28 protein-coding genes are annotated in these 25,648 nt (G+C 65.9%); 19 read left to right on the plus strand and 9 right to left on the minus strand.

What is annotated here, in order from left to right; genetic code table 11:
* Window positions 1–5: 5 nt before the first annotated feature.
* The gene (locus ACVWY3_RS33895) at window positions 6–980 is read right to left on the minus strand and encodes an NAD(P)H-dependent flavin oxidoreductase (protein ID WP_456842341.1); all 975 of its coding nucleotides are present in this window, start codon (window positions 978–980) and stop codon (window positions 6–8) included.
* Between the two features lie 179 nt (window positions 981–1,159).
* On the opposite strand from ACVWY3_RS33895, the gene ACVWY3_RS33900 reads away from it, so the two are divergent.
* The gene (locus ACVWY3_RS33900) at window positions 1,160–2,047 is read left to right on the plus strand and encodes a LysR family transcriptional regulator (protein WP_456842342.1); all 888 of its coding nucleotides are present in this window, start codon (window positions 1,160–1,162) and stop codon (window positions 2,045–2,047) included.
* On the opposite strand, the gene ACVWY3_RS33905 is transcribed toward ACVWY3_RS33900, so the two are convergent.
* Window positions 2,044–2,697, minus strand: a complete 654-nt coding sequence (locus ACVWY3_RS33905; protein WP_456842343.1) for a DNA-3-methyladenine glycosylase family protein — start codon at window positions 2,695–2,697, stop codon at window positions 2,044–2,046. The genes ACVWY3_RS33900 and ACVWY3_RS33905 overlap by 4 nt on opposite strands.
* A 127-nt stretch (window positions 2,698–2,824) precedes the next feature.
* On the opposite strand from ACVWY3_RS33905, the gene gluQRS reads away from it, so the two are divergent.
* Both gluQRS and ACVWY3_RS33915 read left to right on the plus strand, forming a co-directional pair.
* Window positions 2,825–3,694: a tRNA glutamyl-Q(34) synthetase GluQRS gene (gene gluQRS, locus ACVWY3_RS33910; RefSeq protein WP_456842344.1), complete on the plus strand. Its 870-nt coding sequence runs from the start codon at window positions 2,825–2,827 to the stop codon at window positions 3,692–3,694.
* A gap of 104 nt (window positions 3,695–3,798) precedes the next feature.
* Entirely contained in the window at window positions 3,799–5,061 is a 1,263-nt protein-coding gene (locus ACVWY3_RS33915) for an ATP-binding protein (RefSeq protein WP_456842345.1), read from the plus strand.
* Here ACVWY3_RS33915 and ACVWY3_RS33920 read toward each other — a convergent pair.
* Entirely contained in the window at window positions 4,988–5,881 is an 894-nt protein-coding gene (locus tag ACVWY3_RS33920; protein WP_456842346.1) for a YihY/virulence factor BrkB family protein, read from the minus strand. The genes ACVWY3_RS33915 and ACVWY3_RS33920 overlap by 74 nt on opposite strands.
* A gap of 189 nt (window positions 5,882–6,070) precedes the next feature.
* On the opposite strand from ACVWY3_RS33920, the gene ACVWY3_RS33925 reads away from it, so the two are divergent.
* From ACVWY3_RS33925 to ACVWY3_RS33950, 6 genes are all read left to right on the plus strand, one after another.
* Window positions 6,071–6,265, plus strand: a complete 195-nt coding sequence (locus tag ACVWY3_RS33925) for a twin transmembrane helix small protein (protein ID WP_456842347.1) — start codon at window positions 6,071–6,073, stop codon at window positions 6,263–6,265.
* Window positions 6,266–6,267: 2 nt separating this feature from the next.
* Window positions 6,268–6,840 carry a cob(I)yrinic acid a,c-diamide adenosyltransferase gene (locus tag ACVWY3_RS33930; RefSeq protein ID WP_456842348.1) on the plus strand — a complete coding sequence of 191 codons (573 nt, stop codon included), beginning with the start codon at window positions 6,268–6,270 and terminating at the stop codon, window positions 6,838–6,840.
* A gap of 126 nt (window positions 6,841–6,966) precedes the next feature.
* Window positions 6,967–7,716, plus strand: a complete 750-nt coding sequence (locus ACVWY3_RS33935; RefSeq protein ID WP_456842349.1) for an electron transfer flavoprotein subunit beta/FixA family protein — start codon at window positions 6,967–6,969, stop codon at window positions 7,714–7,716.
* The gene (locus tag ACVWY3_RS33940) at window positions 7,716–8,660 is read left to right on the plus strand and encodes an electron transfer flavoprotein subunit alpha/FixB family protein (protein ID WP_456842350.1); all 945 of its coding nucleotides are present in this window, start codon (window positions 7,716–7,718) and stop codon (window positions 8,658–8,660) included. The genes ACVWY3_RS33935 and ACVWY3_RS33940 overlap by 1 nt, the downstream gene beginning before the upstream one ends.
* A gap of 209 nt (window positions 8,661–8,869) precedes the next feature.
* Window positions 8,870–9,751 (plus strand): 3-hydroxybutyryl-CoA dehydrogenase, encoded by an 882-nt coding sequence (locus ACVWY3_RS33945; RefSeq protein ID WP_456842351.1) that lies wholly within the window; start codon window positions 8,870–8,872, stop codon window positions 9,749–9,751.
* A 203-nt stretch (window positions 9,752–9,954) separates the two neighbouring features.
* The gene (locus ACVWY3_RS33950) at window positions 9,955–10,149 is read left to right on the plus strand and encodes a putative motility protein (RefSeq protein WP_456842352.1); all 195 of its coding nucleotides are present in this window, start codon (window positions 9,955–9,957) and stop codon (window positions 10,147–10,149) included.
* A gap of 43 nt (window positions 10,150–10,192) precedes the next feature.
* On the opposite strand, the gene tlpA is transcribed toward ACVWY3_RS33950, so the two are convergent.
* Window positions 10,193–10,858, minus strand: a complete 666-nt coding sequence (gene tlpA, locus ACVWY3_RS33955; protein ID WP_456842353.1) for a thiol:disulfide interchange protein TlpA — start codon at window positions 10,856–10,858, stop codon at window positions 10,193–10,195.
* A gap of 101 nt (window positions 10,859–10,959) precedes the next feature.
* On the opposite strand from tlpA, the gene argH reads away from it, so the two are divergent.
* The 3 genes from argH to lysA all read left to right on the plus strand — a co-directional run bounded on the left by argH (window position 10,960) and on the right by lysA (window position 14,030).
* Window positions 10,960–12,357 carry an argininosuccinate lyase gene (argH, locus tag ACVWY3_RS33960; protein WP_456842354.1) on the plus strand — a complete coding sequence of 466 codons (1,398 nt, stop codon included), beginning with the start codon at window positions 10,960–10,962 and terminating at the stop codon, window positions 12,355–12,357.
* Window positions 12,358–12,450: 93 nt separating this feature from the next.
* Window positions 12,451–12,741: an LPS translocon maturation chaperone LptM gene (gene lptM / locus ACVWY3_RS33965; RefSeq protein WP_092215557.1), complete on the plus strand. Its 291-nt coding sequence runs from the start codon at window positions 12,451–12,453 to the stop codon at window positions 12,739–12,741.
* A gap of 23 nt (window positions 12,742–12,764) precedes the next feature.
* Complete coding sequence (gene lysA, locus ACVWY3_RS33970; protein WP_456842355.1) at window positions 12,765–14,030, plus strand: diaminopimelate decarboxylase; 1,266 nt, start codon at window positions 12,765–12,767, stop codon at window positions 14,028–14,030.
* Window positions 14,031–14,162: 132 nt separating this feature from the next.
* Here lysA and ACVWY3_RS33975 read toward each other — a convergent pair whose 3' ends face one another.
* Together ACVWY3_RS33975 and ACVWY3_RS33980 are read right to left on the minus strand one after the other, a co-directional pair.
* Complete coding sequence (locus ACVWY3_RS33975) at window positions 14,163–15,071, minus strand: NAD(P)-dependent oxidoreductase (protein WP_456842356.1); 909 nt, start codon at window positions 15,069–15,071, stop codon at window positions 14,163–14,165.
* Window positions 15,072–15,232: 161 nt separating this feature from the next.
* Entirely contained in the window at window positions 15,233–15,616 is a 384-nt protein-coding gene (locus tag ACVWY3_RS33980; protein WP_008567285.1) for a carboxymuconolactone decarboxylase family protein, read from the minus strand.
* A gap of 166 nt (window positions 15,617–15,782) precedes the next feature.
* On the opposite strand from ACVWY3_RS33980, the gene ACVWY3_RS33985 reads away from it, so the two are divergent.
* Window positions 15,783–17,729, plus strand: a complete 1,947-nt coding sequence (locus tag ACVWY3_RS33985) for a TIGR02302 family protein (RefSeq protein ID WP_456842357.1) — start codon at window positions 15,783–15,785, stop codon at window positions 17,727–17,729.
* On the plus strand, window positions 17,717–18,862 hold the full coding sequence (locus ACVWY3_RS33990; RefSeq protein WP_456842358.1) for a DUF4175 family protein: 1,146 nt from the start codon (window positions 17,717–17,719) through the stop codon (window positions 18,860–18,862). The genes ACVWY3_RS33985 and ACVWY3_RS33990 overlap by 13 nt, the downstream gene beginning before the upstream one ends.
* 79 nt (window positions 18,863–18,941) lie before the next feature.
* Here ACVWY3_RS33990 and ACVWY3_RS33995 read toward each other — a convergent pair whose 3' ends face one another.
* Both ACVWY3_RS33995 and ACVWY3_RS34000 read right to left on the minus strand, forming a co-directional pair.
* Window positions 18,942–19,316 (minus strand): response regulator, encoded by a 375-nt coding sequence (locus ACVWY3_RS33995; protein WP_456842359.1) that lies wholly within the window; start codon window positions 19,314–19,316, stop codon window positions 18,942–18,944.
* Between the two features lie 47 nt (window positions 19,317–19,363).
* A complete protein-coding gene (locus ACVWY3_RS34000) occupies window positions 19,364–20,242 on the minus strand; it encodes an MJ0042-type zinc finger domain-containing protein (RefSeq protein ID WP_456843524.1) in 879 nt (292 codons plus the stop codon).
* Window positions 20,243–20,417: 175 nt separating this feature from the next.
* Between ACVWY3_RS34000 and ftsE the strand changes: the two genes are divergently transcribed.
* The 4 genes from ftsE to ACVWY3_RS34020 all read left to right on the plus strand — a co-directional run bounded on the left by ftsE (window position 20,418) and on the right by ACVWY3_RS34020 (window position 23,684).
* Window positions 20,418–21,077, plus strand: a complete 660-nt coding sequence (gene ftsE / locus ACVWY3_RS34005) for a cell division ATP-binding protein FtsE (RefSeq protein ID WP_158669248.1) — start codon at window positions 20,418–20,420, stop codon at window positions 21,075–21,077.
* Complete coding sequence (locus tag ACVWY3_RS34010) at window positions 21,070–22,038, plus strand: cell division protein FtsX (protein WP_456842360.1); 969 nt, start codon at window positions 21,070–21,072, stop codon at window positions 22,036–22,038. Before ftsE ends, ACVWY3_RS34010 begins: the two co-directional genes overlap by 8 nt.
* Before the next feature lie 156 nt (window positions 22,039–22,194).
* A complete protein-coding gene (locus ACVWY3_RS34015; protein WP_456842361.1) occupies window positions 22,195–22,899 on the plus strand; it encodes a YdcF family protein in 705 nt (234 codons plus the stop codon).
* 11 nt (window positions 22,900–22,910) lie between these two features.
* Window positions 22,911–23,684 (plus strand): lysophospholipid acyltransferase family protein, encoded by a 774-nt coding sequence (locus tag ACVWY3_RS34020; protein WP_456842362.1) that lies wholly within the window; start codon window positions 22,911–22,913, stop codon window positions 23,682–23,684.
* On the opposite strand, the gene ACVWY3_RS34025 is transcribed toward ACVWY3_RS34020, so the two are convergent.
* On the minus strand, window positions 23,681–24,292 hold the full coding sequence (locus ACVWY3_RS34025; RefSeq protein WP_456842363.1) for a gamma-glutamylcyclotransferase: 612 nt from the start codon (window positions 24,290–24,292) through the stop codon (window positions 23,681–23,683). The genes ACVWY3_RS34020 and ACVWY3_RS34025 overlap by 4 nt on opposite strands.
* Window positions 24,293–24,402: 110 nt before the next feature.
* On the opposite strand from ACVWY3_RS34025, the gene ACVWY3_RS34030 reads away from it, so the two are divergent.
* Entirely contained in the window at window positions 24,403–25,587 is a 1,185-nt protein-coding gene (locus ACVWY3_RS34030) for a DUF2125 domain-containing protein (RefSeq protein ID WP_456842364.1), read from the plus strand.
* Window positions 25,588–25,648 lie beyond the last annotated feature (61 nt).

A 25,648-nucleotide genomic window follows, 5' to 3' on the forward strand; every position in this document is an offset into this window, starting at 1 on the left:
AGACGTCAGGCGCTGACGTGCATCAGGAACTCTTGCCTCGCCTGATCGAATTCGCGCTTCATGCCGTCGACGAGCTCCGCGACGGGGGGCACGTCGGTGATCTGGCCGATGCCCTGGCCCGATCCCCAGATGTCGCGCCACGCCTTGGATTTCATGTTGCCGCCCGAGCCGAAATTCATCTTCGATTTGTCTGCGGCGGGGAGATTGTCCGGATCGAGGCCGGCGGCGGCGATCGACGGACCGAGATAATTGCCGTGCACGCCGGTGAACAGGTTGGTGTAGACGATGTCGTGCGCGGCGTGCTGTGTCAGCGCCGACTTGTAGGCCTCGTCGGCATTGGCTTCCTGGGTCGCGATGAAACGCGTGCCCATATAGGCGAGGTCGGCGCCCAGCGTCAGCGCCGAGGCAATGCCATAGCCGTCGCTGATCGCGCCCGACAGCAGGACGGCGCCGTCGAACCATTGCTTGACCTCGCGCACCAATGCGAAGGGCGACAGCATGCCGGCGTGTCCGCCCGCGCCCGCGCAGACCAGGATCAGGCCGTCGACGCCCTGCTCGGCCGCTTTGCGCGCGTGCTTGACGTTGATGACGTCGTGGAACACCAGCGCGCCATAGGAATGCGCGGCTTCGACGATCTCCGCCGGCGGCCGCAGCGAGGTGATGATGATGGGCGCCTTGTGCCTTACGCAGGTCTCCATGTCCTTCATCAGCCGGTCGTTGGAGGCATGGCAGATCTGGTTGACGGCGTAGGGTGCGACCTTCTTGCCGGGATTGCGCGATTTGTATTCGCCGAGCTCGTCCTCGATCCGGCTCAGCCATTCGCCGAGCTTCTCGACCGGCCGGGCATTGAGCGCGGGAAAGGAGCCGACGATTCCCGCCTTGCACTGGGCGATCACCAGTTCCGGCCCGGAGACGATGAACAGCGGCGAGCCGACCACGGGCAGCTCTAGCGAATTCTTCAAGAGAGTGGGCAGTGCCATCATGTCCTCCCGAAACGGGGCCCCGCCGGCGGGCGGATGACGAGGCGTTTCCGTTTTGATTGTCGCGCGGGCAAATGGGCCGCCGTGGCGCGGATTTGATCCCATTATAGGATTGGACGGCCCGGCCCGGCCGTTCAATAATGAACGGAGGATCATTCAGGAATGAACAGGGCCGCCGAATGGACTGGGACCTTTGCAAGACCTTCGTCGCGGTCGCCGATACCGGCAGCTTGACGGCCGCCGCCCGCCGGCTGCACACCAGCCATCCCACCGTCAGCCGCAAGATCGCGGCGCTGGAAGCTCAGCTCGGCACCCGATTGGTGGCGCGCGCCGCCGACGGTCTGGCGCTGACCGCGGATGGACGGACTTTGCGCGAGCACGCCGAGGCGATGGCGGTCGCAGCGCTGCGGGCCGAGACCGCAGTCGCGGCGGGTGGACACAAGGCGCGCGGCATCGTCAAGCTGTCAATCGGCGCGACGCTCGCCTCGCACTGGCTGATGCCGCGTCTGCCTGCCTTCCTGCGCGCGCACGGTCATATCCAGCTCGAAATCATCACTCATCCGTTTCCGGCGAGCGTGCGCCGGCGTGAGGCGGACGTGGTGCTCCGCCCCTTCGACAGCGGCGAGGAGAACCTGGTCGGCCGCAAGATCGGCCGTCTCGGCACGGGCTTCTATGCCTCGCGCGACTATGCCGCCGGGCGGCCCCTGCCCGAACGGCGCGGCGATTGGAAGGAGCACAGCGTCATCGGCTTCGCCGACCAGACGTCCAATGCGCAACTTGCGCGCTGGAGCGACGTCGTCACGCGGCAGGCGAGGGTGGTGATGCGCTGCTCGTCGCAGGGAGACATGCTGGCGGCGGTCCGCGCCGGCATCGGAATCTCCGCGCTGTCGTGCTTCGTCGCCGAAAGCTATCCCGATCTCGTGCGCGTCGCTCCGCAGAAGCTCGCCAGCGTCGCGGACCTCTGGCTGCTGGCCCATCCCGACCTCGTCGAGCTCCCGGCAGTGCGCGCCGTGATCGAATTCGTCGCCGAATGCGCCCGGACCGACCGCGCGCGGCTGCGGGGTTAGCCCGAGCCCATGAGCACGCCTTCGCGCTTCTTCACCGCGCGGTAGTAGCTCCACCACAGATGCGCCGCCGCGCCGCGCAGGGGACGCCAGGGTTCGGCGAGCGGCGCCATCTGCTTCTCGGTCGGCCGCGCCTTCAGGCCGAGCCCGATGCGGATGCCTTCCTGCACGGCGAGATCGCCGGCCGGCCAGGCATCGCCGTGGCCGAGGCAAAACAGGAGATAGACGTCCGCGGTCCACGGTCCGATGCCGGGCAGCGAGATCAGCGTGTGATGCGCGGCGTCGGCGTCTTCCTCCGCGAGCACGTCGAGGTTCAGCCGCTGCGCATTGATCTCGCGTGCCAGATGCTTCAACGTCTTGATCTTGGCGGCGGACAGGCCGAGCCGCCCCAGCCGATCGGTGCGGGCGCGGCGCACCGCCTCATGGTCGAACGGATCGAACGCGGCCGACAGTCGTCCCCAGATCGCCGCCGCGCTCGCGGTCGAAAGCTGCTGCCCGCAGACGATATGGGCCAGTCCAGTAAAGCCCGGCTCGCGCCGCCGTAACGCCGGCATGCCCGCGATCTCGAACACGGGCTTGAGGCGCGGATCGCGCTTGACCAGCGCGTGGACGGCCTGTTCGAGATCGGATTGGGTTTCGAGGTGGATGGTCATCGCAGTTCGGCAAACTCTTTCCGGCGTCATGGCCGGGCTTGACCCGGCCATCCATCTCCTATCGTAACAGAGTCATGGAGGATGGATTGCCGGGTCAAGCCCGGCAATGACGAATAGCTGAGAACTCATGCCACCCGTTTTCCGATTTGCCCCCAGCCCTAACGGCCTGCTGCATCTCGGCCACGCCTATTCCGCGCTGCTCAATTTCGACCGCGCGCGCGAGGCGGGCGGACGGCTGCTGCTGCGGATCGAGGACATCGATGCGACGCGTTGCCGGCCGGAGTTCGAGGCTGCGATCTACGAGGACCTCGCCTGGCTCGGCATATCATGGGAGACGCCGGTGCGCCGGCAGTCCGAGCATCTCGCCGACTATCGCGCCGCGCTGGACAAGCTCACCGCGCTCGGGCTGGTCTATCCCGCCTTCGAGAGCCGCGGCGAGATCGCCAAGCTCGTCGCCGAACGCGAGGCCGATGGGCCATGGCCGCGCGATCCCGATGGGGCGCCGCTTTACCCGCGCGATGCGAAGTCGCTCCCTGCCGACGAGCGGGTGTGGCTGATCGCGTCAGGTACGCCTTATGCGCTGCGGCTCGACATGGCGGCCGCCTGCCGCCACGCCTCCGGCCTGAGCTGGAACGAACTCGGCGAGGGTCCCGGTGGCGAGCGCGGCACCGTCCCGGCACGGCCGGAGACCTGGGGCGACGTGATCCTGGCCCGCAAGGAGACCCCGACGAGCTACCACCTGTCCGTGGTCGTCGACGACGCCCTCCAGGGCGTCAGCGAGGTCGTGCGCGGCCGGGACCTGTTTCACGCCACCTCGGTCCACCGCCTGCTCCAGCTCCTGCTTGATCTGCCGGAACCCGCCTATCGCCACCACAGCCTGATTCGCGATGCTGCGGGACGGAAGCTGTCGAAGTCGGACCGCTCGACCGGACTGCGCGAGTTGCGCGCGGCCGGCATGACGTCCGCCGGTATCCGCCAGCTGGTGGGATTAGGTTAAGTTTCTCTGGGGTTTAGCCAAACGCCGCCGTGACTCTAGGTGTTCCGACGTGCCATTCTTGCGGTTGAGCCCGGGGTTCGAAGGACGTTCTTCGAAGGGGAGTTATGGCGGCGAAAACGCGCCCAGCGCGCACCACGCGGATGTCCAGGCGTCCGCCTCGGAAGCAGTCCGGGACGGCCGGCCGGGTGCGTCAGCGCAGTCCCAAGGCGGACGCGCCGGACGTGGTCCAGGCCGCGCTCGCCGCCTTTGCCCATGAGGTCCGCACCCCCCTGACCGGCATTCTCGCGATCAGCGACCTGCTCGCGACCTCCGATCTCGGCGAGCGGGAGCGGCGCTGGGCCGACACGATCAAGGCCGGCGCCGAGCATCTGGCGAGCCTCGCCACGCTGTTCGTGGATGCCGCCAAAACAGGGAAGGGCGGCAGCACGCTGCGCCAGGACCTGTTCGACCTCAGGACGCTCGCCCGCAGCGCCGGCGATTCGCTGGCGGGTCGTGCCGCGGCCAAGGGCCTTCAAGCCCAGGTCGAGATTTCCGGAAAGCTGCCGGGCCTCGTGGTCGGCGACCCCGTCCGGCTGCGCGCTGCGCTGGAGAATCTGATCGACAATGCTGTCAAGTTCACCGAGCACGGCGCTGTCGCGCTCGCGGTGTCGCCCTGGCGTCCCCCCAAGGGCAGGAAGCGCGACAAGGCAAAGGGCAGGATCGGGGTTGCCTTCTCGGTCTCCGACAGCGGCATCGGTCTCACGATGGCCGAGATCAAGCGGCTGTTCCGCCCGTTCACCCAGGCGAATGTCACCATCGCCACGCGCTTCGGCGGCGCCGGGCTCGGCCTGTCATCGGTGAAGCAACTGGCGCGCGCGATGGGCGGCGACATTACCGTGGGGCCGCGCCGCGGCGGCGGCGCCACCTTCACGCTGACCGTGTCGCTGGAGGCGGTGGGGCCGGCCAGGTCCCGCAAATCGAAGAACGGCAGTGAAGCGGATGCGATGGCTGCGCTGCGCGTGCTCAGCGTCGAGGACAATCCGTTCGGCCGCGTCGTGCTCAACACCATCCTGACCGAGCTAGGCCATCATGCCGAGTTCGTCGGGCGCGGCGAGGACGCGATCGAGCGGCTGGCGCAGGGCGCATTCGACGCGGTGCTGATGGATATGGTGCTGCCGGGCATCGACGGTGTCGAGGCTATCAGGCGCATCCGCACCATGCCGGCGCCGCTGGCCCGGATTCCCATCATCGGCGTGTCCGGCCGCGGCGAGGACGAGGCGGCCTCGCGCGAGGCCGGTGCCGATGCCTTCCTGGTCAAGCCTGTGTCGCCTCGGGCTTTAGCGACTGCGCTGCTTGAAGCGAGACGCCGTGAGGAAGCCGCGACTTGATGATCGCGGCGTTGAGCTCGCCGCCGTAAACGAAGATTGCGGCGATGAAGTACAGGAACACCAGCGCGATGATGACCGAGGCGAGCCCCGCATACATCGTCACGTAGTTGTTGGCGAAGCGCGCGAGGTATTGGCCGAACACGACGCCCGAGATCAGCGACGCCACCATCGTGAACACGATGCCGGGCAGGATCTGGAAGAAGCTGCGCCGTCCCGCCGGCAGCCAGGCGTGCAGGATGAACAGCGCCACCACCAGCGCGGCGATGGTGATGCCATAGCGCAGCCAGGTGAGGATGCTCTCGTTGGACTCGACGAACAGCGGAATGTGGCGCCGCGCCGCCTCGATCAGTAGTGGTCCGAGCACGATCAGGAACGCCATGGCGAGCGCGGTGAAGGCGGCGACCAGCGTGTAGCCGATCGATTCCAGACGCAGCCAGTACCATCGCCGCATCTCTACCACCGCATAGGCGCGGTTGAGCGCGACCCGCAGCGCCTCGACGCCATTGGAAGCGAAATAGACCGACAGCGCCGCGCCGATGGTCAGCACACCGGAGCGGGTCGTGGTCAGCACGTCGTGCACCTCGCCCGAGATGGAATCGGAGACCTGCTTGGGCCAGACCTGGAGCATCAGGCTGGCAGCCTGGTCGGCAAGTTCCTTGGAGCCGAAGAAACCGGCGAGCGAGGTCAGCACGATCAGGAACGGGAACAGCGCCATCAGCGTCGACAGCGCGATGTGGCTGGCGATCGCCCAGCCGTCGTCGGCCAAGAACGTGTAGAAGGCGTCTATCACGACGACGTAGATGGTGCGGACGGCTTTCAAATGGCACCTACACCGTTGCCTTCCTCTGCCCGCTTGCGGAGAGAGATGAGATGAGCAGGCGATTGGCGCAAATCGGAAATCATTCCGCTAGCATCTGATATTATTGGCCTAAAAGCCAGATCGCGAAGCGCCCCGGAATGACCGCCGGGGAGATAGCGAACCGCCGCATGCGGTGTTATCTACCCTCAGATGGCATCTATCCTGAGTACTTTCATCCTGCCGATCGCGGTCGGCGCCGTGGCTTTGGTGCTGCTGCTCGGCCTCGTCAACATGATGCGTGGCGGCTCGCCCAACACCTCGCAGAAGCTGATGCGCTGGCGCGTGCTGCTTCAGTTCGTGGCGATCGTCATCGCCATGCTCGCAGTCTGGGCGATGGGACACTGAACATGGTTCTGCTCAACCGCATTTATACGAAGACCGGTGACGACGGCACGACAGCGCTCGGCTCGGGCGAGCGCCGTCCGAAATATGATCTGCGCGTCGCGGCCTATGGCACGGTCGACGAGACCAACGCCGCGATCGGCGTGGTACGGCTGCACACTCATGATATGCCCGAGTTCGACGCGATGCTCGGTCGCATCCAGAACGACCTGTTCGATCTCGGCGCCGATCTCGCGGTGCCCGAGCAGGAGGGCAAAGCGGAGCGGCTGCGGGTTGTGGCGAGTCAGGTCGAGCGGCTCGAGCGCGACATCGACGCGCTCAACGACAAGCTCGCGCCGCTCACCTCGTTCGTGCTGCCGGGCGGCACGCCCGCGGCGGCTTACCTCCACGCCGCCCGCACGATATGCCGCAGGGCGGAACGCGTCATCGTGGAACTGGCGGCGCAGCCCGGCGAGCCGGTTGGTCGCGCTGGCATCCAATATATGAACCGCCTGTCGGACTTCCTGTTCGTGGCCAGCCGCGCCGCTAACCATAACGGCGCGGGCGACGTGCTCTGGATTCCTGGCCAGAACCGCTGACCCATTGAGATCGGTATTTCCAAGGTCTAAAATTTGGCCCTGTCGCGCGTTGACCAGGCCGGATCAGGCCTTTAGGTTCCGCGCCAGTTGAATAATCCCCCTCCCAGATTGAGTGAAAGAGGATCGATGAAGGTCTTAGTGCCGGTAAAGCGGGTGGTCGATTACAACGTCAAGGTCCGCGTCAAGGGCGATGGATCGGGCGTTGAGCTCGCCAACGTCAAAATGTCCATGAACCCGTTCGACGAGATCGCGGTCGAGGAAGCGCTGCGCCTGAAGGAAGGCGGTAAGGCGACCGAGGTCGTGGTGGTCTCCATCGGACCGGCGCAGGCGTCCGAGACGATCCGTACCGGTCTTGCCATGGGCGCCGATCGCGGCATCCTGGTGAAGGCCGACGGCAATGTCGAGCCGCTCGCCGTCGCCAAGATCCTGAAGAAGGTTGCTGAAGAAGAGCAGCCGGGCCTGATCATCCTCGGCAAGCAGGCGATCGACGATGACAGCAACCAGACCGGCCAGATGCTGGCCGCGCTGCTCGGCTGGTCGCAGGCGACCTTCGCCTCGAAGCTCGAGGTCGAAGGTTCGGATTTCAAGGTCACCCGCGAAGTCGACGGCGGGCTGCAGACCGTGAAGTTGAAGGGGCCGGCGATCGTCACAACCGACCTTCGTCTCAACGAGCCGCGTTATGCCTCGCTGCCCAACATCATGAAGGCGAAGAAGAAGCCGATCGCGGAGAAGGCCGTCGCCGATTACGGCGTCGACGTCACCGCGCGTCTCGAGGTTCTCAAGACGACTGAACCGGCAGGCCGCAAGGCGGGCGTCAAGGTCAAGGACGTCGCCGAGCTGGTGTCGAAACTCAAGAACGAAGCCGGGGTGCTCTGATGACGACGCTTCTGATTGCCGAACACGACAATGCGTCGTTGAAGGATGCAACCAATAAGGCCCTGACCGCGGCTGCCGCGCTCGGCGCGGATGTCGAGGTGCTGGTGGCTGGCCAGAACGCCAAGGCGGCCGCGGACGCCGCTGCCAAGCTGGCCGGCGTCAAGAAGGTGCTGCTCGCCGATGGCGAGACCTATGCGCACGATCTCGCCGAGCCGCTGGCCGCGCTGATCGTCTCGCTGGCCCCGTCCTATGACGCGATCGTCGCGCCCGCGACCTCGCGCTTCAAGAATGTGATGCCGCGCGTCGCAGCCCTGCTCGACGTCATGCAGGTCTCGGAGATCATCAAGGTGGTCGCGCCCGACACCTTTGAGCGTCCGATCTATGCCGGCAACGCCATCCAGACCGTGAAGTCGAAGGACACCAAGAAGGTCATCACGGTCCGAACCTCCACCTTCGCCGCGGCGGGCGAAGGCGGCAGCGCGCCGGTTGAGAGCGTCCAGGCGGCGGCCGACCCCGGCCTGTCGACCTTCATCGGCGAGGAAGTCGCCAAGAGCGACCGCCCGGAGCTGACCTCGGCCAAGATCATCGTCTCCGGCGGCCGAGCCATGCAGAGCCGCGAGAACTTCGCCAAGTACATCGAGCCGCTGGCCGACAAGCTCGGCGCCGGCGTGGGTGCTTCCCGTGCGGCGGTCGACGCCGGCTATGCGCCGAACGATTGGCAGGTCGGCCAGACCGGCAAGGTCGTGGCCCCCGAGCTCTATGTCGCGGTCGGCATTTCCGGCGCGATCCAGCATCTGGCCGGCATGAAGGACTCCAAGGTGATCGTCGCGATCAACAAGGACGAGGACGCGCCGATCTTCCAGGTTGCCGATTACGGCCTGGTCGCCGACCTCTACCAGGCGGTTCCGGAGCTGACGGCCGAACTCGGCAAGCTCGGCAAGTAAAACGCGTTAAAAACACCGGCCGGAGGCATAAACTCCGGCCGGTTTTTCTTTTTCGAGGCGTTTTCTTTGGCGTGGGGCACGCCTTGGAAGCGATCCAATCTAGGTTTCGAGCCCGGGTTCTGATTAAATCGGGTTTCTGGTCAAATCAGACCTCCCGGCTCAGGGGATAGGCAGGGCGCGGTATGCGCGCCGTTCCGGTGGATGACATTATGGCGGCAGTGATCAAGAAGGTCGGCGTGATCGGCGCGGGTCAGATGGGCAATGGCATCGCGCATGTCGCGGCGCTGGCCGGCTTCGACGTGGTGCTCAATGACGTTTCGGCCGACCGCCTCAAATCGGGCATGGCCACCATCAACGGCAATTTGGCGCGCCAGGTCTCCAAGAAGGCTGTGACCGAGGACGACAAAGCCAAGGCGCTCGCGCGCATCAAGCTCGCAGAGAGGCTGGACGACCTCGCCGACTGCGACCTCGTGATCGAGACCGCGGTCGAGAAGGAAGAGGTCAAGCGCAAGATCTTTCACGAGCTCTGCGCGGTGCTGAAGCCGGAGGCGATCGTCGCCTCCGACACATCGTCGATCTCGATCACCCGGCTTGCCGCAGCCACCGACCGACCCGAACGCTTCATCGGCATTCACTTCATGAATCCGGTACCGCTGATGGAGCTGGTGGAGCTGATCCGCGGCATCGCCACCGACGATGCGACCTTCGATGCGTCCAAGGAATTCGTCGCCAAGCTGGGCAAGCAGGTCGCCGTCTCCGAGGATTTCCCGGCCTTCATCGTCAACCGCATCCTGCTGCCGATGATCAACGAGGCGATCTACACGCTGTATGAAGGCGTCGGCAATGTCGAGGCGATCGACGCGGCGATGAAGCTCGGCGCCCATCATCCGATGGGCCCGCTGGAGCTTGCCGATTTCATCGGCCTCGATACCTGCCTGTCGATCATGCAGGTGCTGCACGAGGGCCTCGCCGACTCCAAATACCGCCCGTGCCCGCTGCTGGTGAAATACGTCGAGGCCGGCTGGCTCGGCCGCAAGACCCAGCGCGGCTTCTACGACTACCGCGGCGCCAAGCCAGTTCCGACTAGGTAAAGGCACTCTCGTGCCCCGGACGCAGCGCGGAGCGCTGCAGAGCCGGGGCCCAGAAGCCGCATGCACAAAGCCTGGGTCCCGGCTTTGCGTCGCGTCATTTCATGACGCGCCTTGTCCTGGGACACGAGTCCATCCGCTCCGTGACAATTCATGGCGCGTTAACTCCTCGCGCCTAGGTTACAGCCGCTACGAGGGTTCGCGTAATGGACATGATGGCAATGGTCGGCACCATGCTGGCCGCTCAGCAAGGCGCGCTGCAATCGAATATCGGGGCGACGCTCACCAAGCAGAACATGGACATGGAGAAATCCACGGTCCTGACGCTGCTCGGCGCCGGTCAGCCCTCGCTTGCCAATGTCGGCCCCGGCATTGGCGGCAATCTCAATGTCACGGCCTAGCGCATGATCCGGAAAAGCGGATACCGGTTTTCCGATCAGATATTTAAAGCGACGCGGCGGCCTTGCCGGTCGCGGCACGAAGCAGCTTGAGCGCATCCTCGCTCGCCCATTCCGCCGGCCCGGCAATCGTCGCGATCTCGCATCCTTGCGGGTCGACCAGCACCGAAGTCGGCATGCCCAGCGCCCGGCCTATGACCTTAAGATCCTGAAAAACCTTGGCTTTCTGGTCGTTGAAATAGCCGAGCCGGGTCAGATTGGCCTCCTTCAGGAAGGTTTTCGGCTTCTCTGGGTCGCGGGTGTCGATATTGATCGCCACCACCTCGAAATTCGGGCCCGACAGCTTGCCCTGGAGCTCATCGAGCGCCGGCATCTCCTTCCGGCACGGCACGCACCAGGTGGCCCAGAGGTTCACCAGCAGCGTCTTGCCGCGGAAATCCGAGAGCTTTTTCGGCTTGCCGTCGGCATCCTCAAAGGTGAGGTCGGGCAGCTTCAACGGCGCGCTCGCCATGGTCAGCGCGGCCACCTCGCCGTGGGCGAGCGGGGCGATCTTTTGGGCCGTGGCCATCGCCGGCTTGCAGGTCGGGTCGCCTGAAGGCGCCCGGCTCAGGCCCAGCCCGTACAGCGCGGCGAAGCCGGCAAGGCCCCCGACCACCACGGTGGCGATCACGATAGGGATCCTCCGCGTGGCGGAAGGCTTTGGGTCGAGCATATCGTTTGTCATCCGGTCGCAGATATGGCTATCAGTGGCCTCTTAATACGGCTGGCCTCGGCCAGCAAACATGCGGCAAAGCAAGGCGTGAGCAGGGGATCATGAGCAACAAGATGTGGGGCGGCCGGTTCTCGGAACGTCCCGATGAGATCATGGAAGAGATCAACGTCTCCATCGACGTCGATCGTCACCTGTTTGCCCAGGACATTGCCGCGTCCAAGGCCCACGCCGCGATGCTCGCCAGCCAAGGCATCATCACGGCCTCTGATGCGAAAAATATCGGCAAGGGTCTAGACACGATTTTGTCAGAGATCGGCAAGGGCGACTTCACGTTCAAGCGCGCGCTCGAAGATATCCATATGAACGTCGAGAGCCGCCTGTCCGAACTGATCGGCCCCGCCGCCGGCCGGCTGCACACCGCGCGCTCGCGCAACGACCAGGTCGCGACCGACTTTCGTCTCTATGTCCGCGACGTCATCGACGACACCGACGCGGCGCTCGCGGAGTTCCAGCAGGCGCTGGTGGAGCGTGCGCTCGAGCATGCCGGCACCGTGATGCCCGGCTTCACGCATCTGCAGACCGCGCAGCCCGTGACCTTCGGCCACCATCTGCTCGCCTATGTCGAGATGACCGCGCGCGATCGCGGCCGTTTCCAGGATGCGCGCAAGCGGCTCAATGAATCCCCGCTCGGCGCCGCCGCGCTCGCCGGCACCTCGTTCCCGATCGACCGCCACGCGACGGCGAAGGCGCTCGGCTTCGACCGTCCGATGGCGAACTCGCTCGATGCGGTCTCCGACCGCGACTTCGTGCTGGAAACGCTGTCGGCGGCTTCGATCTGCGCCGTGCACATGTCGCGCTTTGCCGAGGAGATCGTCATCTGGACCTCGCCGCTCGTGGGCCTGATCCGCCTCAGTGACAAGTTCACCACGGGCTCCTCGATCATGCCGCAGAAGCGCAACCCGGATGCCGCCGAGCTGGTGCGCGCCAAGACTGGGCGCGTCATCGGTGCGCTCAACGGCCTGCTGATCGTGATGAAGGGCCTGCCGCTCGCCTATCAAAAGGACATGCAGGAGGACAAGCAGGGTGCCATGGAAGGCTTTGCTGCACTGTCGCTGGCGATCCGCGCCATGACCGGCATGGTCCGCGACCTCGTGCCCGATAAGGCCAGGATGAAGGCTGCCGCCGGCGAGGGCTATGCCACCGCGACGGACCTTGCCGACTGGCTGGTGCGGACGCTGAAGATGCCGTTCCGCGACGCGCACCACGTCACCGGCCGCATCGTCGCCGAGGCCGCCGAGGGCGGCGTGGCGCTGCACGAGCTGCCGCTCAAGGACATGCAGGCGATCGAGCCGAAAATCACCAAGGACGTGCTCGGCGTGCTCTCGGTCGAATCGTCGGTGAAGAGCCGGACCAGCTTCGGCGGCACCGCGCCGAAGAACGTGACGTCGCAGGCAAAGAGCTGGGCGAAGCGGCTGGAAAAAGAGCAAAAATTGGGCTGAGGGCAAAATTTCGCTGATGTTTCATGGTCATCCGGCTCTCGCCAGAGCGCGCCAATCTCTGTATGGTGCGCGCCGCGTAGTGGGGATTTCGTCGTGACGTCAAAGTTTCGCCCGGCCGGCTCGGGGTGGGCCATCATTGTCTTGAGCCTGACGGCGCTCGCGCTGGCCGGCTGCGGCCGCAAGGGCCCGCTGGATCTGCCGCCGACCGCCTCCAGCGCGTCCACGGCCAATATCGCAGCGCCGACCGATACCGAGATCGAAGCCCAGAAGACGCCGAGCGTGTTCAACCCCACCTATGGTGCGGATGCTGCGCCGGCGGCGCCGAAGGGCAGCAAGAAATCGTTTATTCTCGACCCGCTCCTGGACGAAAGACCCAGCCGGTAGGCTGGCGCAACCGAGCCAACGCCATGAACCATTTCGACTATCGCAACGGCGTGCTGCACGCCGAGGCGGTGAACCTGTCCGAGCTGGCCGCAACGATCGGCACGCCGTTCTACTGCTATTCGACCGCGACGCTGGAGCGGCACTACCGCGTCTTCACCGACGCTTTCGCCGGTGAGAAGGTGCTGGTCTGCTACGCCATGAAGGCGAACTCCAACCAGTCCGTGCTGCGCACACTGGCCAAGCTGGGCGCCGGCGCCGATGTCGTCTCCGGCGGCGAGCTCAAACGCGCGCTGGCGGCCGGCATTCCCGGCAGCAAGATCGTGTTCTCCGGCGTCGGCAAGACGGAAGCAGAGCTGCGTGCTGCGCTGGCTGCCGACATCCTCTGTCTCAACGTCGAATCCGAGCCCGAACTGGAGCTCCTCTCGCGGCTTGCGACCGAGATGGGCAAGACCGCGCGCATCTCCGTGCGCGTCAATCCCGATGTCGACGCCGGCACGCACGCCAAGATCTCGACCGGCAAGTCCGAGAACAAATTCGGCATTCCGATCGCCCATGCCCGCGAGGTCTATGCCCGCGCCGCAAAGCTGCCGGGCATCGAGGTGACAGGCACCGACGTGCATATCGGCAGCCAGATCACCGACCTCTCCAAGATGGAGACCGCGTTCCGCATCCTCTCCGAATTCGTGCAGACGCTGCGCAGCGACGGCCACAACATCTCTCATGTCGATTTCGGCGGCGGGCTCGGCATTCCCTATTACATGGACCGCGAAGCGCCGCCTGCACCCGACGCCTATGCCGCCATGGTCAAGCGCGTCAGCCACAATCTCGGCTGCACGCTGATGTTCGAGCCCGGCCGCATGATCGTCGGCAATGCCGGCATCCTCGTCGCCAAGGTCATCTATGTGAAGCACGGCGATGGCAAGAACTTCGTCATCATCGACGCCGCGATGAACGATCTGATCCGCCCCACGCTGTACGAGGCCCATCACGACATCCTGCCGGTGATGCAGCCCGCCAAGGGCGCCGCCACAATCGTGGCCGATGTCGTCGGCCCTGTCTGCGAGACCGGCGACTATCTCGCGCTCGACCGCACGCTGCCGACGCCGAAGGCCGGCGATCTCCTCGCCATCATGACCGCGGGTGCCTATGGCGCGGTGCAGGCCGGCACCTACAACACGCGGCCGCTGGTGCCCGAGGTGCTGGTGAAGGACGACCAATACGCCGTGGTGCGCTCGCGCGTCGAGGTCGAGCAACTCATCGCGATGGACAAGCCGGCACCGTGGCTGTGAGTTGGCGACGTCGGCTCAACAACCTCGGTGTCGTCCCCGCGAAACGCGGGGACCCATACTCCCAGGCAGTGGTGGCGGCACGGAGGAATCCGCGCTTCGCTTGTCCGGGACGACGAGGAGAATGTGGGACGACTATTTCCCCGTCACGCCACCCGTCTTCGCGCCGACCACGACGCCCGCCTTCTTCTCGATCGGCTTGATCGCCGCCGTGAAATCGGACTCGGCACCTTCCGCAGCTATCACGGTCTCCCACAATCGTCCGACCGCGTCCGCAACCTCCATCGACAGGCCGAGCTGCTTCATCTCCTCCAGCGCGAGCCGCACGTCCTTCACCATCAATCCCGTGGCGAAGCCGAAGTCGAATGTCCGCGGCAGGACCGAGCGCGGAAACTTGTCGCGGCTCGCGGTGTTCATGCCCGAGCCGGCATTGATGACGTCGATCATCACGGCGGGATCAAGCCCGGCTTTGACGCCCATCACCACCGCTTCCGACGTCGCCACGATCGCAGTGGCCGAGAGGAGATTGTTGGCGAGCTTCATCGTCTGCGCCGCGCCGGGCTTCTCGCCGATGAAGAACACTTTTCCGATGACGTCGAGCGCCGGCTTCAGCAACTCGTACTCGACCTTCGGCCCCGACACCATCACCGCCAGCGTGCCCCTCTCGGCGCCGCCGACGCCGCCCGACACCGGGCAGTCGATCTGCACGATGTTGCGCTTGGCGAGCAAGCCGTGAATCTTCGCGGCCATCGCCGAGCCGACGGTGGAGAGATCGACGAAGCGCTTTGCGCGTTTGCCTTCGATCACGCCGTTTGCGCCCGTCGCGACCTCGAGCGAAGCCTGCAGCGACGGCAGGCTGGCCATCACGGTCTCGACGTGGTCGGCAACGTCCTTTGGCGATGCCGCAGCAGTTGCGCCGCGCGCCACCAGCCTGTCCGTGCCCTCCTTGCGCGTGTCGAACACGACGAGCTTGTGCCCAGCCTCGATCAGCCGCCGCGCCATCGGAAAACCCATGTTTCCGAGGCCGATGAATCCGATATCCATGGTGTTTCCTTATTTCTTCTTGGTTGTTGTGAAAGATGCTCGTTCCATCCTCGCTGTCGTCCCGGATCGCCGCTGCGCTCCAGACAACGCTACGCCTTGTCGGGAGCTTCGCTTGTCCGGGACGACGGAGGTGAGGATGTTGCGTCCCTGACCTCGCGCCCTCACGCCTTCCCGTCGATCTCCGCGAACACCTCTCGCGCGATGCGGAAACTGTCGACGGCCGCGGGCATGCCGCCATAGATCGCGACCTGCATCAGGATCTCGCGGATCTCGTCGCGGGTGACGCCGTTGGTCAGCGCGCCCTTCAGATGCGCGCGAAACTCGTGCTGGCGGTTGAGGATCGCGATCATGGCGATGTTGAGCATGCTGCGGGTCTTGCGCGGCAACTCCTCGCGGCCCCACACCGTGCCCCAGCAATATTCGTTGAGCATCTCCTGGAACGGCCGGTTGAAATCGTCGACGTTCTTCAGGGCATTGTTGACATAGGCCTCGCCCAGCACCGCTTTGCGGACTTCCAGGCCCTTGTCGTGCATCTTCTTGTCCATGTCGTTTCCTCATCTCTCCCTCAGGGGCGGCGCGGAAACTACGGGGTTGCAGCGAGCCAGTCACGTCCTCGTGTTATGCGGGAAAAGGGGTCTCTCCCGTACAGGAACGGATGCCTCAGTGCTGCCGTTGTGGTAGGCTTCTCTACCGGGCAACCTGGAGAGTTGATTGAACGGCGTCACCCCCGACCCGTCAGACCCGATCCGCAACAGTGGCGCTCTGTCGCGGCTGAAGCTGGCGCAGGCCCTCGATCGGGCCATTTATGCCATCGCGTGGGAGCGTGCCTGGCCAAATCTGGCGCGACTTCTGACCGTCGTCGGCCTGTTTCTGGCCTTGTCCTGGGCCGGGCTCTGGCTGGCGTTGCCGTTCGTGGCGCGCGCCATCGGCCTCGTCATTTTCGCCGGCATTGCGATTGCCGCCTTATTGCCGCTGGTTCGTTTCCGCTGGCCGAGCCGCGAGGAGGCGCTCGCCCGGCTCGACCGTGGTTCCGGCATTCGTCACCGCCCGGCCACCACGCTGACCGATACGCTGAGCTCGCAGGATCCGGTCGCGCAGGCGCTGTGGCGAGCCCAGCGCGAGCGCACACTGGCCTCGCTCAAGCGCATCCGCGCCGGACTGCCGCATCCGCGCATCGCCATCCATGATCCCTGGGCGCTGCGCGCGCTGGTGATGGTGTTGCTGGTGGCGACCTTCTTCGCCGCCGGCGACGAGCGCGCGATGCGGCTTGGGGCCGCTTTCGACTGGAACGGCGTGCTGGCGCCGACGAATGTCCGCGTCGATGCCTGGGTCACCCCGCCGCTCTACACCGGCAGGCCGCCGGTGATCCTGTCGGCCGCTAACAAGGAGGCCGCGGCGCTGCCGGCCACTGGCCCGCTCGCCGTTCCCGCCGGCTCGACCCTGATCGTGCGTTCCTCGGGCGGCAGCCTCGATGTCACCGTCTCTGGCGGCCTCAAGGAGGTCGCTCCGACCGAGGCGACGCCCAAGGGCACCAACGAAAAGCATTTTGCCATCACCGGTGACGGCACCGCGCATGTGCGCGCGCCCTCGGGCCAGCCGCAATGGGCCTTCGCCGCGACGCCGGACCACCCGCCGACCATCGCGCTCGCCAAGGACCCGGAGCGCCAGGCCCGCGGCGGACTCCAACTCTCCTATAAGATCGAGGATGATTACGGCGTCACCGGCGCCGAAGCGCAAATCGGCTTGCGCCTCGCCGATGCCAAGGACGCCAGCAAGAATGGCGGCAAGGACGCCGACACCAAAGTGGCCGCGCGGCCGCTGTTCCAGCCGCCGAAATTCCCCCTGGTGCTGCCGAATGCACGCACACGCAACGGCGTCGGCCAGACGGTGAAGGATCTCAGCGAGGATCCCTATGCCGGCGCCGACGTCACGCTGACGCTCACCGCGAAGGACGAGGCCGGCAACGAGGCCAAGAGCGAGCCCTTCAACATGCGCCTGCCCGAGCGTCTGTTCACCAATTCGCTCTCTCGCGCGCTCATCGAGCAGCGCCGCATCCTCGCGCTCGACGCCAACAAGAATTCCGAGGTCTATGCGGCGCTGGACGCGCTGATGATCGCGCCCGAATTGTTCACGCCGGATGCCGGCTGCTATCTCGGCCTACGCAGCCTGGCGTCGCAGCTCGAGGCGGCTCGCACCGACGATGCGCTGCGCGAGGTGGTGGCGAGCATGTGGGCGTTCGCGACGACCATCGAGGACGACGGTGTCGCCGGCAGCGTCAACGCCGCGCTGCGCGCGGCGCAGGACGCCCTCAAGCACGCGCTGGAACGCGGCGCCAGCGAGGACGAGATCCGGGTGCTGACGCAGAAGCTGCGCGAGGCCATGGCCGGCAAGGTGCGCGATCTCGCCCGGCGCGCCGAGCAGAATCCGCTCGGAGCCAGGCAGCCGTTCCCCGCGGAGGTCCAGCTCATCCTCGACAAGGCAATCGAGCTGCGACAGAAGACCCAGCATGCCACGCCAGAGCAGCTCGAAGAGCTGGCGCAGCAGCAGGACGCGTTGCGTCAGCAGCTTCAGGCCTATCGGAAGTCGGCGAACAGCCGGGCCAACAAGGGCGAGGACGGGGCCAACCAGTTTACGCGGGACCGGAAATGCGGAAGCTAGCGCGCGTGCCAGTCTTGAAGGCGATCTCGATCGCCTGCCTCGCCGTCCTGTTGGGAAGCGTCGTGCCTGCCGCTGCCCAGCTCGATCAGGATCCTGACGCGCTGCTCGACAGCGCGGAAAAGGCGATGCAGGATTCCGGCGACAGCCTGCGCCAGAAGGAATCCGGCAAGAGCCTGAACAACCAGTCCGATGCGATCCAGAAGCTCGAGGAATACAAGCGCGCGACGGAACGGAGTCAGTCCTCAAATCGCGATCGTTCCGTCATCACGCAGCGTGATCTCGACGATCTCTTGAAGCAGATCGAGAAGGCGGCGAAGGAAGGCAATCGCGAGGCGGCCCAGCGTCTGCTCGAGCAGCTGGCGCAGATCATGGAAAACCTCCAGATGGCGCAGCCCGGGCAATCCGGCGACAGCGAGATGGAGCAGGCGCTGAACGAGCTCAGCGACATGATCCGCAAGCAGCAGCAATTGCGCGACAAGACCTTCAAGCAGGGCCAGGACTCCCGGCGCGATCGTTCGCGTGGCAAGCAGGGCGATCAGTCGATGTCGGACCTGCAGCAGGATCAGCAGGCGCTGCGCGACCGCTTGAAGAAGCTTCAGGATCAGCTCGCCAAGCGCGGCCTCATGCAGAAGGGGCAAAAGGGTCAGAATCAAAAAGGCCAGCAGGGGCAGCAGGGCGACCAGGGTCAGCCCGGCCAGAATGGCGATCAGGACGGCGATGGTGATGACGACGGCGGTCTGGACGCCGCCGACGGCGCCATGGGCGATGCCGGCTCCAAGCTCGGCGAGGGCAATGCCGACGGCGCCGTGGACTCCCAAGGCAAGGCCCTCGAGGCCTTGCGCAAGGGCGCTCAGAAGATGGCCGAGGCGATGCAGCAGGGCGACGGCGAGGGCCAGGGCGATGGTCCCGGCAACCGCGCCGGTCGTCAGCAGAGCGGCAGCAACCAGACCGACCCGCTCGGCCGCCCGCTCCATGGCCGCGATCTCAGCGACGACTACACGGTGAAGATCCCCGGCGAGATCGACGCGCAGCGCGTCCGCCGCATCCTCGAAGAGCTCCGCCGCCGCCTAGGCGATCCCTCGCGCCCGCAGATCGAGCTGGATTATCTCGAGCGGCTGCTGAAGGATTTTTGACGGAAAAGTTGCCATAAGCGCGCTGTCATCGCCGGCGCAGCCGGGGCATGACACCGGTGTGTGTGGCTGGTGTGGCCCGCTAGCCCTTGTTCGCCGCCAGCGCATCCGCCACCGCGGTGCGGATGTCGGCCACCGAGAACGGCTTGGTCACGACGTCATGCACCAGCGCGTTGAGGTTCGAGGCGCGCTCGCGCTGGTCGGCAAAGCCGGTCATCAGCAGGATGGTGAGGCCAGGGAAGTCGCGCGCGGCGGCGAGCGCCAGCGCGATGCCGTCCATCACCGGCATCTGAATGTCGGTGAGCAGCAGGTCGAACGCGCCGTCCTCGCGGGTCAGGATCTCCAATGCCTCGGCGCCGTCCTGCGCGGTGACGATCTCGTGGCCGTCCATGGCGATGGCGCGCGCCACCAGCTGGCGCATCGAATCCTCGTCGTCGGCGATCAGGATTTTCGACATGAGATCAACCTTGGGACCAGCCTCCCGTGGAGGATACGCGAGATCAATTACACGCTGCCGCCGGCGATGTCGCGCCGGTTGAAGAAGCGAACGTCGATGTTGCGGCCCTCGGGCGGCGGCGAGGCCAGGCGCGAGCGGAAGAAGGCGCGCTCGCCCGGTTGCAGCACGGTCTGTTCCAGCACGGTGTTCCAGGCATAGATCTCCGCGCCTTGCGCGTCTCGCACGGCAAAGCGCAGCCGCGGGATATCGAGCGGCTTCTTGCCCTGGCCGACGATCACACCCTCGATCACCAGCACCTGCTTACCGTCAACGGTCTCGCTGGAGAGCTTGACGTCCTTGAAGGCAAGCCCGCGCAGATTTACGTCGAACCCGACCAGTTTGTAGAACGCGGCGGTCTGCGGCAGCAGTCGCACCATGTCGCCGCGCCAGATGATCAGGGCCAGCACCAGCGCGCCCATGGCAGCGCAGGCGACGGGCAGGCCGAAATGGGATTTGCGCGGCCTCGCGGCGGGGACCGGGCGGCTCACCCGCGCGCCGCGGCGACTGAACAGGCCGCGGAACCAGGACTGGTGCTGCGCGCCGAGGGCGTCCTCTTCGGCCGCGCGAGCGGCCGCCGACCACTCATCTTCCATCTCCTTGGCCTCGTCGGCCGGCCAGTCACTGGCGATGGATGGACTGTCGACGACCGGCGTATCCGCGGCGCTATCGTCCTTGGCGTAGGAGTTCCACTGCTCGGCGAGGTCGGACTGGTCTTCGGACTGGCTGGCCGCGGCCAAGGCCGGAACGGATGCCTCCTCGATGGCATCATCGGCATAGGCGACCCAGGTCTCCTTGCAGCGGGAGCAACGAACGGTCCGTCCGTTCGTCCCAAGGCTCGCGAGCTTGATAGCGTAGGATGTCGTACAATGAGGGCAGACGATATGCATGGACACGGGCCTTGATGCACGGACTGGTCTTGAAAATGCCGCGGGCGCCGAGAGCCGGGCACTCCAAATGCTACAAGGCGACCGTTAACGAACCGGAAACCATAACGGTCGCACAACCCCTTGATCGCGTGTGGCGGGGTGCCGCGGCGCGGCCCCCTCTCGAACGGAGCTGAACTTGGTTCGGTTCGAAAATGTCGGATTGCGTTACGGACTGGGGCCGGAGATTCTGCGCGACCTCAGCTTCCAGATTCCGGCGCATTCTTTTCAATTCCTCACCGGCCCGTCCGGCGCCGGCAAGACGTCGCTGCTGCGCCTGTTGTTCCTGTCGCACCGGCCGACGCGCGGCCTCGTCAATCTGTTCGGCCACGACATCTCGCAGCTCGGCAAGGACGAGATCGCCGATCTGCGCAAGCGTATCGGCATCGTGCTCCAGGATTTCCGCCTGCTCGACCACATGACCACCTACGAGAACGTCGCGCTGCCGTTCCGCGTCATGGGCCGCAACGAGTCGAGCTACCGCAAGGAGGTGATCGACCTCTTGCGCTGGGTCGGGCTCGGCGACCGCATGGACGCGCTGCCGCCGATCCTGTCGGGCGGCGAGAAGCAGCGCGCCGCGATTGCCCGCGCCGTGATCTCGCGGCCGCAGCTGCTGCTCGCGGACGAGCCGACCGGCAGCGTCGATCCGACGCTCGGCCGCCGCCTGCTGCGGCTGTTCATCGAGCTCAACAAGTCGGGCACCGCCGTCATTATCGCCACCCACGACATCGGTCTGATGGACCAGTACGAGGCGCGGCGGCTGGTGCTGCATCAGGGACGGTTGCACGTCTATGAGTAGGACCGACGAGCGCGGCGTGCTGGTCGACCTCGGACAGGAGCGTCCGCAGCTTCCGGCCAAGGCGCGCAACATGTCGCCGATCGTGCCGCGTGCCTCGATCCATGGCCGCGCGCTGGTCGCCGTCGTTGCCATCATGACCTTCCTCGCCTCGATGACGACGGGCACGGTGCTCCTCGTCAGCGCCTCCGCCGCGGAATGGCAGTCGGATGTCGCAAGCGAAATCACCATCCAGGTCCGTCCCCAAGCGGGACGCGATCTCGACCGCGACACCGCGGCCGTGACCGAGGCGGTGCGCGCGCAGCCCGGCATCGTCGAGGTCAAGCCGTTCAGCAAGGACGAGAGCGGCAAGCTGCTCGAGCCCTGGCTCGGCACGGGCCTGTCGATGGACGATCTGCCGGTGCCGCGCATGATCATCGCGCGGGTGCAGCCGGGCACACAGCTCGATCTCGCTGCCTTGCGCGCGCGCGTGACGCAGGTGGCGCCAAGCGCCAGCGTCGACGATCACCGCGCCTGGATCGAGCGCATGCGCTCGATGACCAACGCCACCGTGCTCGCCGGCATCGGCATTCTCGCGCTCGTCATTATCGCGACCATCATCTCGGTGTCGTTCGCGACCCGCGGCGCCATGGCGGCGAACCGCCCGATCGTCGAGGTTCTGCATTTCGTCGGCGCCGGCGACCGCTATATCGCCAACCACTTCCTGCGCCATTTCCTCCGCCTGGGGCTGGAGGGCGGCGTGATCGGCGGCGGCGTCGCCATGCTGCTGTTCGGCTTCTCCGAGTCGATCGCCGGCTGGTTTTCCGGCACGCCCGTCGGCGACCAGTTCGCGGCACTGCTCGGCACTTTCTCGCTGCGGCCCTCGGGCTATGTCGTGCTCGCGGTGCAGGCGGTGTTGATCGGCGCCATCACGGCGGTTGCCTCGCGCCAGACCCTGTTCGCGACATTGAATGACATTGATTGAGATTTCTTCGCCTCTCCGCGCAAGCGGGGCTCGAGGGAGTGCAGCACTGAGGACGATGGAGTTGTGGTCCGTTGCATTCATCGAGCCCAACAAACCAGACTCCACTTCGCCTCAAAACGTCCTAAAATCATCCCGGGAAGGGATCATCGACATCACATGACCTCAAAGGCCGACGATCGATCGCCGAAACTGCCGCGCGGCTGGCTGCGCGCGGCATTGGTCTCGACGATCGCGTTCGCCTTCGTCGGCGCGGTGGCGGGCTTCCTCGCGTTCCTGTCGCAACTACGGGGCGCCGAGATCGCTCCTGGGCGCAAGGCCGACGGCATCGTTGTCCTGACCGGCGGCGCCTCGCGGGTGTCGGACGCGATGGAGCTGCTGGCTGCCGGCTACGGCCAGCGGCTGCTGATCTCCGGCGTGCATCCGACCTCGACCGCGAGCGACATCTCCCGGACCCTGCCGGAGAACCAGTCCTTCATGCATTGCTGCGTCGATCTCGACCGCACCGCGGTCTCCACCCGCGGCAACGCGGCGGAGGCGCGGCGCTGGACCGAAGGGCGCGGCTTCAAGTCGCTCATCGTGGTCACCTCGAACTACCACATGCCGCGCGCGCTCGTGGAGTTCTCGCATGCAATGCCGAAAACGACGCTGATCCCGTTCGCGGTGGTCGGCGAGAAATGGCGCGAGGAGCCGTGGTGGACCTCGGCCTCGACCTTGCGGCTGCTCCTGTCCGAATATGTCAAATATGTCGCGGCCGAGATCAGGGTCCGTCTGGAGGATTTCGGGATTGACCTTTCGCCCGAGATGTCGGAGCAGCCTCCAGGCCAGCAGCCGAAGCGGCCCGCCACCGCACAGGCCAATTGATCGGACCCTCGATGTTCCTGATTTTCTTGCGCTCGCTCGTATTCAACGTGCTGTTCTACGCCGTGCTGGTGTGTCTCGCGATCGTGGCGCTGCCGACCTTCGCATTGCCGCCGCGCGCCATGCTGACGGTCGCGGAATGGTGGGCGAAGGCGACGCTGGTCCTGATGCGCGTCGTCTGCAACATCAAGGTGGAATTCCGGGGTACGGAGAAGATCCCGGCCGGGCCGCTCTTGATCGTGGCGAAGCACCAGTCGTTCTGGGAGACGTTCGTGCTGCCGGGCTTCTTCAACCGCCCGATCTTCATCCTCAAGCGCCAGCTGATGCAGATTCCCGTATTTGGCCAGTTCCTGGCCAAAACCGGCATGATCGCGATCGATCGCAATGCCGGCGTGAAGGCGCTGCTGGACATGACGCGGCGCGCGCGCGAGGCGGTGCGCAGCGGCCGCCAGCTCGTGATCTTTCCGGAAGGCACGCGTCGTGCGCCGGGCGCGCCGCCGGACTACAAGACCGGTTTTGCGCAGATCTATTCGTCCTGCGGCGTCGCCTGCCTTCCGATCGCGCTCAATTCCGGCCTGTTCTGGCCGCGCCGCACCTTCATGCGCTATCCCGGCACGCTGGTGGTGGAGTTCCTCGATCCACTGCCGGCGGGCCTGCCGAAGGACGAGTTTCTCTCCCGGGTGCAAACCGCGATCGAAGACGCGACCGGCCGTCTCGTCGAAGCGGGCCGGAAAGAGCAGGAGCAGCTGATCGGCTCCGCGCCGAGCTACGCGCCGTCGGCGAGCTAGCGGCTTTCGCTGTCTTCGTCCGGAGCCGGCGCGTGCAGCGCATGCGTATCACCATGCAGCATCGTCGCGAGCTGATGCAGCTGGGTATCGCGAAAGCCCTCGGCCTCGATCGCCTTCACCGTCGCCGTGACGTAGTCGCGGTTGGCGCCGGACTGGCCGTGGCCCTGGATCACGTGCCGATGCTGCTCGGCGAGCGAGAGCCGGCCGGCATATTGGACATGGCCGCGGTCGACGACATACGCGAGCGCGGAAACGCGCTGGCGCGCATCGTTCTCGAGCCACACCGAGCGCATCACCTCGCGATAGACTGAGGTGACCTGCTCGCGCGCGCGCAGATAAGCGACGACCTCGGTGCGGTTCTTCTCGGCGACGCGGAAAGCGATGCCGCGGCAGGCGCCGCCGCGGTCGAGCCCGAGCACCAGGCCCGGCTTCTCCGGCGTGCCGCGATGTACGAAGGAATAGACGCAAAGCGCGCGATGCTCGCCGACCAGCCGCGCCGGGACGCGCTCCTCGAATTCGAAGCCCGGCCGCCACATCAGCGAGCCATAGCCGAACACCCAGAGGTCGCCTTTGGCAGTTGTGACGGAGGGGAGGGTGATTTCCGACATTTCGGGCACGGCTACCAGAATGAAGGCCCCAGGCGAAGCGAATTCTCGGACTTTCGTCGGAGGCCGGATCCGCTTACATTTGCCAAAATCTGGGGCCAAAGGGTCGCCGCATGTCCGATATGACCGTTGCCGCAGGCCGGCGCTCTCGTTGGCGCCTCTTCATCGCACCCGTTCTCCTCCTGATCCTCGCCCTCGCGTGGAGCGGTTTCTGGTTCTTTGCGGCCTCGCAGGCCGAAGTGGCCGCCGACGCCTGGCGCGCGCAGGAGGCCAAGGCCGGCCGCATCTATGATTGCGCCAAGCGCTCCATCGCCGGCTTCCCATTCCGCTTCGAGGTGCAGTGCTCCGGCGCCAGCGTCGTCCTGGTGTCGCAGAACGCCAGCAAGACGCCGTTCACGGCGCGGCTCGACAACATCCTGGTGGTCGCCCAGGTTTACGATCCCAGACACGTCATCGCCGAATTCTCCGCGCCGGCGACGCTGACCGATGGCATCACGCAAAACACCTTCGTGGCGAACTGGAGCAAGGGCCACAGCAGCGTGGTCGGCTTGCCGGCGGTGCCGGATCGTGCCTCGCTCGTGTTCGACGATCCCAGCCTCAACCGCCTCGACGGCAGCGTGCAGGTGCCGCTCGCGCGCGCCAAGCAGGTCGAGCTGCACGGGCGCCTGGCCGAGGGATCGACCTCCGATCACCCTGTCATCGAGACCGTGCTCCACGTCGCGCAAGGCAGCATCCAGGGCGTTCATCCGCTGCTCGCCGAGCCGTTCGAGGCGGACACGCGCGCGAAGATCACCGGCCTTTCCGACCTTACGCCAAAGCCCTGGCCGCAGCGCTTTCGCGAGATCCAGGCCGCCGGCGGTCACATCGAAATCGTGCAGTCGCGCATCCAGCAGGGCGAGATGATCGCGGTCGCGGCCGGAACGCTCGGCCTCTCCGCCAACGGCCGGCTCGACGGCGAGTTGCAGATGACGGTGACGGGCCTCGAGCGCGTCATCCCCGCGCTCGGCATCGAAAAGATGCTGGAGGAGGGCGTGCCGCAGGCGACCCTCGACCGCGTCGCGCCCGGCGTGAAGTCGCAGGACCTCAACAATCTCTTTGGCGCGCTCGACCGCGCCGTGCCCGGTCTCGGCAAGGTGATCAAGCAGAACGCCAATGCCGGCGTTGCCGCCGGCATCAATTCGATCGGCACCGAGAGCACGCTGGAAGGCAAGAAGGCGCGCAGCTTCCCGCTGAAATTCGTCGATGGCGCGGTGCTGCTCGGCCCGATCAAGGTTGGCCAGATCCCGTCGCTGTATTGAGCGCTGCGCAACGGCCGCCAAACGCTCCGTCGTCATGCCCGCTTGTCCCGGGCATCCACGT

The sequence above is a fragment of the Bradyrhizobium sp. USDA 4486 genome (assembly GCF_054057995.1).

Bases quoted from the DNA above. Each gene is read 5' to 3' on its own strand.
- ACVWY3_RS34025 (WP_456842363.1), bottom strand. From the start codon at position 24,292: ATGTCGGAAATCACCCTCCCCTCCGTCACAACTGCCAAAGGCGACCTC.
- ACVWY3_RS34030 (WP_456842364.1), top strand. From the start codon at position 24,403: ATGTCCGATATGACCGTTGCCGCAGGCCGGCGCTCTCGTTGGCGCCTC.
- ACVWY3_RS34020 (WP_456842362.1), top strand. From the start codon at position 22,911: ATGTTCCTGATTTTCTTGCGCTCGCTCGTATTCAACGTGCTGTTCTAC.
- ACVWY3_RS33975 (WP_456842356.1), bottom strand. From the start codon at position 15,071: ATGGATATCGGATTCATCGGCCTCGGAAACATGGGTTTTCCGATGGCG.
- ACVWY3_RS33990 (WP_456842358.1), top strand. From the start codon at position 17,717: ATGCGGAAGCTAGCGCGCGTGCCAGTCTTGAAGGCGATCTCGATCGCC.
- gluQRS (WP_456842344.1), top strand. From the start codon at position 2,825: ATGCCACCCGTTTTCCGATTTGCCCCCAGCCCTAACGGCCTGCTGCAT.
- ACVWY3_RS33900 (WP_456842342.1), top strand. From the start codon at position 1,160: ATGGACTGGGACCTTTGCAAGACCTTCGTCGCGGTCGCCGATACCGGC.
- ACVWY3_RS33940 (WP_456842350.1), top strand. From the start codon at position 7,716: ATGACGACGCTTCTGATTGCCGAACACGACAATGCGTCGTTGAAGGAT.
- ACVWY3_RS33995 (WP_456842359.1), bottom strand. From the start codon at position 19,316: ATGTCGAAAATCCTGATCGCCGACGACGAGGATTCGATGCGCCAGCTG.
- ACVWY3_RS33935 (WP_456842349.1), top strand. From the start codon at position 6,967: ATGAAGGTCTTAGTGCCGGTAAAGCGGGTGGTCGATTACAACGTCAAG.
- ACVWY3_RS33925 (WP_456842347.1), top strand. From the start codon at position 6,071: ATGGCATCTATCCTGAGTACTTTCATCCTGCCGATCGCGGTCGGCGCC.
- ACVWY3_RS34015 (WP_456842361.1), top strand. From the start codon at position 22,195: ATGACCTCAAAGGCCGACGATCGATCGCCGAAACTGCCGCGCGGCTGG.
- ACVWY3_RS34010 (WP_456842360.1), top strand. From the start codon at position 21,070: ATGAGTAGGACCGACGAGCGCGGCGTGCTGGTCGACCTCGGACAGGAG.
- ACVWY3_RS33950 (WP_456842352.1), top strand. From the start codon at position 9,955: ATGGACATGATGGCAATGGTCGGCACCATGCTGGCCGCTCAGCAAGGC.
- argH (WP_456842354.1), top strand. From the start codon at position 10,960: ATGAGCAACAAGATGTGGGGCGGCCGGTTCTCGGAACGTCCCGATGAG.
- ACVWY3_RS33905 (WP_456842343.1), bottom strand. From the start codon at position 2,697: ATGACCATCCACCTCGAAACCCAATCCGATCTCGAACAGGCCGTCCAC.
- ACVWY3_RS33915 (WP_456842345.1), top strand. From the start codon at position 3,799: ATGGCGGCGAAAACGCGCCCAGCGCGCACCACGCGGATGTCCAGGCGT.
- ACVWY3_RS33980 (WP_008567285.1), bottom strand. From the start codon at position 15,616: ATGGACAAGAAGATGCACGACAAGGGCCTGGAAGTCCGCAAAGCGGTG.
- ACVWY3_RS33945 (WP_456842351.1), top strand. From the start codon at position 8,870: ATGGCGGCAGTGATCAAGAAGGTCGGCGTGATCGGCGCGGGTCAGATG.
- ACVWY3_RS34000 (WP_456843524.1), bottom strand. From the start codon at position 20,242: ATGCATATCGTCTGCCCTCATTGTACGACATCCTACGCTATCAAGCTC.
- ACVWY3_RS33895 (WP_456842341.1), bottom strand. From the start codon at position 980: ATGGCACTGCCCACTCTCTTGAAGAATTCGCTAGAGCTGCCCGTGGTC.
- ACVWY3_RS33930 (WP_456842348.1), top strand. From the start codon at position 6,268: ATGGTTCTGCTCAACCGCATTTATACGAAGACCGGTGACGACGGCACG.
- lysA (WP_456842355.1), top strand. From the start codon at position 12,765: ATGAACCATTTCGACTATCGCAACGGCGTGCTGCACGCCGAGGCGGTG.
- tlpA (WP_456842353.1), bottom strand. From the start codon at position 10,858: ATGCTCGACCCAAAGCCTTCCGCCACGCGGAGGATCCCTATCGTGATC.